Source organism: Thiothrix sp., from assembly GCF_028714775.1.
Lineage (GTDB): Bacteria > Pseudomonadota > Gammaproteobacteria > Thiotrichales > Thiotrichaceae > Thiothrix.
In genome coordinates, this window is record NZ_JAQTLS010000064.1 from 1 (window position 1) to 3,134 (window position 3,134).

A 3,134-nucleotide genomic window follows, 5' to 3' on the forward strand; every position below is an offset into this window, starting at 1 on the left:
CCCGCTGATCCAGCGTCTCCAGCAAGTAGCAATGCTCTGCTGTCTGGCTTGGGCATTGGGCAATCTGTTCCAGTACGGCACGTATGGCTTGCAAGTCACGAATTTTGGCATCAATTTCCACCAAATGCGCCTGCACCATCTGGTCAGCCTCATGGCAGGGTTGTTGCGGCTGATCAGCCAGTTGCAGCAGCGTCTTGATTTCCCCCATGCCAAAACCCAGTTCCCGCCCGCGCCGGATAAAGCGCAGGCGTTTAATGTCTTCCTCACCGTAGCGCCGATACCCGCTGGCAGCACGGGCAGGCGGCGACAGCAAACCGCTACGTTCGTAATAGCGGATGGTTTCCACTTTTACCCCCGATTCCCGGCTCAAAACACCAATCGTATAACCCTCTGGCATGGCTTGACCCTGTAGTTACTACAGGGTTTAGGATAGCCCCATTGAACCATTTGGAGAAGTGTTATGGGTGTACATTGCGGTTGTGCTCATGGGTGCAGTACCGGACAAGGGCTGCAACCGCACGGACGTTACCGTACCGTGTTGCTGCTGGCCTTGCTGATCAATGCGGGGATGTTTGCGCTAGAAATTGGCTTTGGCCTGAAAGCCAACTCGTCCGCATTGCTGGCAGATGCGCTGGATTTTCTGGGCGATGCTGCCAACTATGGCATCAGCTTGTGGGTGCTGGCAATGGGGGTAGCCGCACGGGCGCGGGCATCCTTAGTCAAGGCGGTGTCGATGGCAACCTTCGGCATCTGGGTAGCTGGTGATGCGGCATGGGGGTTACTCACTGGCAGCGTACCGCAGGCCACCACCATGGGCATGGTCGGAATGCTGGCATTGCTCGCCAACCTCAGCGTCGCCGCAATGCTTTATGCATGGCGCAACGGTGACAGCAATATGCGCAGCGTCTGGCTTTGCACCCGCAATGATGCGATTGGCAATGTGGCAGTGATGTTGGCAGCACTGGGCGTATTCGGCACGGGTTCTGGCTGGCCTGATTTGGTGGTGGCAAGCATGATGGCAGGATTGGCACTGACGGCGGCATGGCAAGTGACCAACCATGCCCGTTTGGAATTGGCCAGCATCTGATAAACTGGGTGTTCCTCCTAACGCCGCCCACAAGGAAGCCACCATGCCATTGACACACCGCCTTTTCCAAACTGGCATCCCCGCTGCCTTGGGTGCTGCCGCCTTGTTCGGGGCAAGCACGCCGCTTGCCAAACTGCTGCTGGCAGGCATCAGCCCGTGGATGCTGGCGGGCTTGCTTTATCTTGGGTCTGGGCTGGGGTTGATGCTTTACCGCCGTTTAAGCGGTGCTACTGCCGTCAAGTTGCCCAAGCAAGAAATGGGATGGTTTGCGGGTGCAATTATCGCGGGGGGCATCATTGCCCCTGTCTTGCTGATGCTGGGGTTGACAAGTATGCCTGCTTCCGCTGCATCACTGTTGCTCAATGCGGAGGGGGTTTTCACGGCACTGTTGGCGTGGTTTGCCTTCCGTGAAAACGTTGACCGGCGGATTGCGCTCGGCATGTTGGCTATTGTGGCAGGTGCATTGGTGTTGAGTTGGCCGGGGGAAGCACGCTTTAGCGGTTTATGGCCTACCCTCGCGGTATTGGGTGCGTGTTTCGCGTGGGGACTTGACAACAACCTGACCCGCAAAGTGTCGCTTAACGATGCAACGTGGATCGCTGCCGTCAAGGGGCTAGTGGCGGGAATGGTCAACTTGACGTTGGCACTTGCCGTGGGCAATTTGCTGCCTGCCCTGCCCTTGATGGTCGGCGCAATGTTGTTGGGCCTGTCGGCTTACGGGGTAAGCTTGGCATTATTTGTGGTCGGCTTGCGCCACCTTGGTACTGCCCGTACCGGGGCTTATTTCTCGGTTGCGCCTTTTTTTGGGGCAATTCTAGCCGTCATGCTGTTGGGCGAAGCAGTCACACTGCCGTTGTTGGTGGCGGGCTTGTTGATGGCGCTTGGCCTTTGGCTGCACCTGACGGAACACCACGCCCACGCGCACCAACATGATGGGTTGGAACATGAACACGCCCATACGCACGACAACCACCATCAGCATGGACATGATTTTTCCCTAGCCAACGGCGAACAGCATTCCCATTGGCATAAGCACGCTCCCCTAATGCATGAACACCCACATTTCCCGGATACGCACCATCAGCACCCGCATTAGCGGTATCCGGGTAATGCAACGTTTACCTAAAACGTCAGCACCTTGTCGGCTGCCAGCGTCCATTGCGCCAGTTGCGGCATGGTGCTGGCTTCCACACCTTCAACCAAAGGGATTTCCTTCATCCCGCGTGCATCAAGGCATGTGCCGCAAGCCTTAACTTGCCCACCTTTCTGGATGACAGCTTTCAGCATCCTTTCGAGGTTGTAATAGCCTTGCGGGGTGGATTGTTTGGGCATGGCGCAAGTGACCGCATCCGCCATCAGAAAGATGAGCACTTCCGTTTCTGCCTGTTCCTTTTGCAGCGCCATCGCCAACCGCAGGGCGTTGTAAGCCTTCTCAGTGCCGTAGGGGGCATCGTTGAGGATGAACAATACTTTCATGGGCGGGACACCTACCTGAATGATGACGCTTGCAGTGTAGGCAAGGGACAACGTATATTCAATCTATCAATTGAATGATCTTGATCAAAGTCAGAAAGATGGTACTTATGCCCCTACACCGCACTTCACCCCCTGTCCAACACGGCATCCGTGCCAACCTTATGCAAATCCTGCACCAGTTGTTACAGGTGTTCCTTGTCGGCCTGACCATCGGCATGACGCGCACCGTCGTCCCCGGTTTGGCAGAAACCGAATTCGGGCTGGGCGGGCAGCAGTTCTTCTTGCTTACCACTTTCGTTGTCACCTTCGGCGCGGTCAAGTCGGTGATGAACCTGTTTGCGGGGCGGTTTTCTGACCGTTTCGGGCGTAAGCAGGTGCTGGTGGCAGGGTGGGTTGCGGCACTGCCGATCCCATTCTTGCTGTTGTATGCGCCGAGCTGGGGTTGGGTAGTGGCGGCAACTGCGTTGCTTGGCATCAACCAAGGCTTGTGCTGGTCAATGACCCTCAACAGCAAACTGGATATGACCAACCTGAACCAAAAAGGGTTGGTCAATGGCCTAAATGAATTTTC

General features: G+C 56.3%; 5 protein-coding genes. 3 read left to right on the forward strand and 2 right to left on the reverse strand.

Features of this window, described 5'->3' with window-relative positions; all coding sequences use genetic code 11:
* Positions 1–397, reverse strand: a 397-nt coding sequence (locus PHE17_RS21555) for a helix-turn-helix domain-containing protein (RefSeq protein WP_301017990.1), incomplete at its 3' end; no start/stop codon positions are given.
* 63 nt (positions 398–460) lie between these two features.
* On the opposite strand from PHE17_RS21555, the gene PHE17_RS21560 reads away from it, so the two are divergent.
* Positions 461–1,087, forward strand: coding sequence for a cation transporter (locus PHE17_RS21560; protein ID WP_301017991.1), 627 nt, complete (start codon positions 461–463; stop codon positions 1,085–1,087).
* 43 nt (positions 1,088–1,130) lie between these two features.
* Complete coding sequence (locus PHE17_RS21565) at positions 1,131–2,183, forward strand: DMT family transporter (protein ID WP_301017992.1); 1,053 nt, start codon at positions 1,131–1,133, stop codon at positions 2,181–2,183.
* Positions 2,184–2,209: 26 nt separating this feature from the next.
* Here PHE17_RS21565 and PHE17_RS21570 read toward each other — a convergent pair whose 3' ends face one another.
* Entirely contained in the window at positions 2,210–2,563 is a 354-nt protein-coding gene (locus PHE17_RS21570; RefSeq protein ID WP_301017993.1) for a DsrE family protein, read from the reverse strand.
* A gap of 107 nt (positions 2,564–2,670) precedes the next feature.
* Here PHE17_RS21570 and PHE17_RS21575 point away from each other — a divergent pair.
* Positions 2,671–3,134 (forward strand): MFS transporter (locus PHE17_RS21575; RefSeq protein ID WP_301017994.1); only part of this gene is annotated, 464 nt, incomplete at its 3' end.

Coding starts and splice junctions, on each gene's coding strand:
- PHE17_RS21560 (WP_301017991.1), top strand. CDS start 461: ATGGGTGTACATTGCGGTTGTGCTCATGGGTGCAGTACCGGACAAGGG.
- PHE17_RS21565 (WP_301017992.1), top strand. CDS start 1,131: ATGCCATTGACACACCGCCTTTTCCAAACTGGCATCCCCGCTGCCTTG.
- PHE17_RS21570 (WP_301017993.1), bottom strand. CDS start 2,563: ATGAAAGTATTGTTCATCCTCAACGATGCCCCCTACGGCACTGAGAAG.